The sequence below is a fragment of the Paenibacillus ihuae genome (genome assembly GCF_001368795.1).
GTDB lineage: Bacteria > Bacillota > Bacilli > Paenibacillales > Paenibacillaceae > Paenibacillus_AQ > Paenibacillus_AQ ihuae.
In genome coordinates this window covers 292,668-295,100 of the sequence record NZ_LN831201.1, presented here as the reverse complement: position 1 = coordinate 295,100, position 2,433 = coordinate 292,668, and the positions used below count along the sequence as shown (strand labels likewise).

2 protein-coding genes and 1 pseudogene are annotated in these 2,433 nt (G+C 50.1%); 2 read left to right on the top strand and 1 reads right to left on the bottom strand.

Annotated features, from left to right (window positions below; translation table 11 throughout):
* Together AQR02_RS25760 and yfcE are read left to right on the top strand one after the other, a co-directional pair.
* Positions 1-1,026: glutamate synthase subunit beta (locus tag AQR02_RS25760; RefSeq protein ID WP_245237742.1), on the top strand; the 1,026-nt coding region annotated here is incomplete at its 5' end.
* Between the two features lie 122 nt (positions 1,027-1,148).
* A complete protein-coding gene (yfcE, locus tag AQR02_RS25755) occupies positions 1,149-1,691 on the top strand; it encodes a phosphodiesterase (RefSeq protein ID WP_054943243.1) in 543 nt (180 codons plus the stop codon).
* Positions 1,692-1,985: 294 nt separating this feature from the next.
* Here yfcE and AQR02_RS34895 read toward each other — a convergent pair.
* Positions 1,986-2,433: pseudogene (locus tag AQR02_RS34895) on the bottom strand (transcriptional regulator); the annotation flags it as partial.

Sequence of the window (2,433 nt, the reverse complement as noted above, 5' to 3'; positions counted from 1 at the left end):
AAGGTAGCCGTAGTCGGCTCAGGCCCTGCAGGACTCGCCTGTGCGGCACAGCTCAACAAGGCCGGACATACCGTAACTGTTTATGAACGGGCAGACCGGATCGGTGGGCTGCTGACGTACGGGATTCCCAATATGAAGCTGGATAAGCAAACCGTTCAGCGGCGTGTGGATCTTCTGGCCGCCGAAGGGATTACCTTTGTGACCCGGACCGAAATCGGCAAAGATATTACTGCTTCACAGCTCCAGGAAGACCATGATGCCGTTGTGCTGTGCGGCGGCTCGACGCAGGCGCGTGACCTGCCGATTGAGGGACGTGAGCTTCGCGGTATACACCAGGCGATGGAGTTTTTGACGCTGAACACGAAGAGCCTGCTTGATTCCGGACTGGCAGACGGAGAATATCTCTCTGCTGCAGGCAAAGACGTAGTAGTTATCGGCGGCGGCGACACGGGTACCGACTGTGTGGCGACTTCCATCCGCCATGGCTGCCGCAGTGTAATCCAGCTCGAAATTATGCCGCAGTCTCCCCTGACCCGTCAGGCCAGCAACCCTTGGCCGGAATGGCCAAAAGTACTGAAGGTGGATTACGGCCAGCAGGAAGCAGCTTCCTTGTACCAGGAAGATCCGCGCCGCTATCTCGTTTCTTCGAAACGTTTTGTCGGAGATGATGGCGGACATGTCCAGGAGCTGCATACCGTACGGATAGAGTGGACCCGTAATGAGCAGGGGCGGATGATTCCAGTGGAAGTGCCGGGCAGCGAAGAAGTCATTAAGACGCAGCTTGTGCTGCTGGCCCTTGGCTTCACGGGACCTGAAGATACAGTGCTGGATCAGCTTGGAGTGGAGCGTGATGAGCGTTCCAATGCCAAGGCGGAGTTCGGTACGCAAACTACCAATATCGAGGGCGTATTTGCGGCCGGAGACATGCGCCGTGGACAGAGTCTAGTAGTATGGGCGATTGATGAAGGACGTCAGACTGCGCGTGAAGTGGACCGCTATTTGATGGGCGCCTCCAATCTGCCTTGATTAATCCGTGAATACTAAGGTATGCGACAAGACAGGACGCCAGCGGCGTCCTGTTTTGCGCTCCGGGTACAAGAGGAAGTAAGATGAGTAGGAAAGCGAATAAGGGAAGGGAAGATCACCTGATGAAACTAATGTTTATCTCCGATATTCATGGCTCACTGTTTTGGCTGGAACGGGCTTTAGAAAAGGCTGAGCAGGAACAGCCGCATACCCTTGTGATCTTGGGGGATTTTTTGTATCACGGACCGAGGAATCCGCTGCCGGAGGGGTACGACCCGCAAGGCGTCGCTGCCCGGCTGAATGCCTACGGCAAATCACTTGTGGCTGTGCGCGGTAATTGCGATGCTGAGGTGGATCAGATGCTGCTGCAGTTTCCGATGATGGGCGATTATGTGCTGATCCTTCATGAAGGCAGAAAAATCTACGCCACCCACGGTCATGGCTTCAGCATTGATCAATTGCCTCCGCTCGTTCCGGGCGATGTCTTTATCCAGGGGCATACCCATCTTCCGGTAGCTGACCTAAAGGAAGGTATTTATGTACTTAATCCGGGTTCGATCTCTTTGCCGAAAGAGAATAACCCGCATTCCTATGGGATTCTGGTTGACGGGAAATTCACCATTAAGGACTTTGAAGGCAACGTGGTGAAAGACATACAATTGTAGAATAAAGTAATAATAAATCAAGACTATTCTGCATAAAACCCCCTCTTTAAGAGTATGTTAGTACATGCTGTCAAAAAGCGGAATTGTGAAAAATGTGCGGAAACCAAAGAAGAAGCTGCGCCAATGGCGCAGCTTCTTCTTTGGTTCTATTTTAGACTAATCCTACCTGTAGTTGCTAAAAGACTGTGCAAGAACTCTTAACCCCCGGCACCATGGGTCATAGGCTGAAATACATTAGCTTGAAATGAATCGTTGCTGCTGGCATACGCAGGTACGGCAAGGAGAAGCACAATACTAGCTACTGACAGTAATAATGCCATCTTTCTCTTCATTGATTTTTTGCACCTCGCTAATGGAAATTGTGTACCTCTGAATGACTTCCGGGGATGCACATCCCCGGTGTTTCTCGAATAACCCCACACATTTAACAATGGTGGTGTCATTTCTTATAGTAACAGATGATTCCAAACTCTCTAGTAAGTAATGGAAGCCAAATTCGAATTTATTTCGACTAAAATGGTAAATTGCTAACTCTGCCAGAAGACGGGTATATCGGTCACCCGTCAATTGCAGATTGAATTTACCTAAGCGGCTGTGCTGTTCTCTGTAGGACAAGTGGTTCTTAAAACGCTCAAGAATGTTATCAACATTGAACCCGTAACGGTTAGCAGCCTGCATAATTTTAAATAAGGCCGGGAAGATCTCGTCTTCCTTGGTTTCAACATAATGTATATATTCAGGC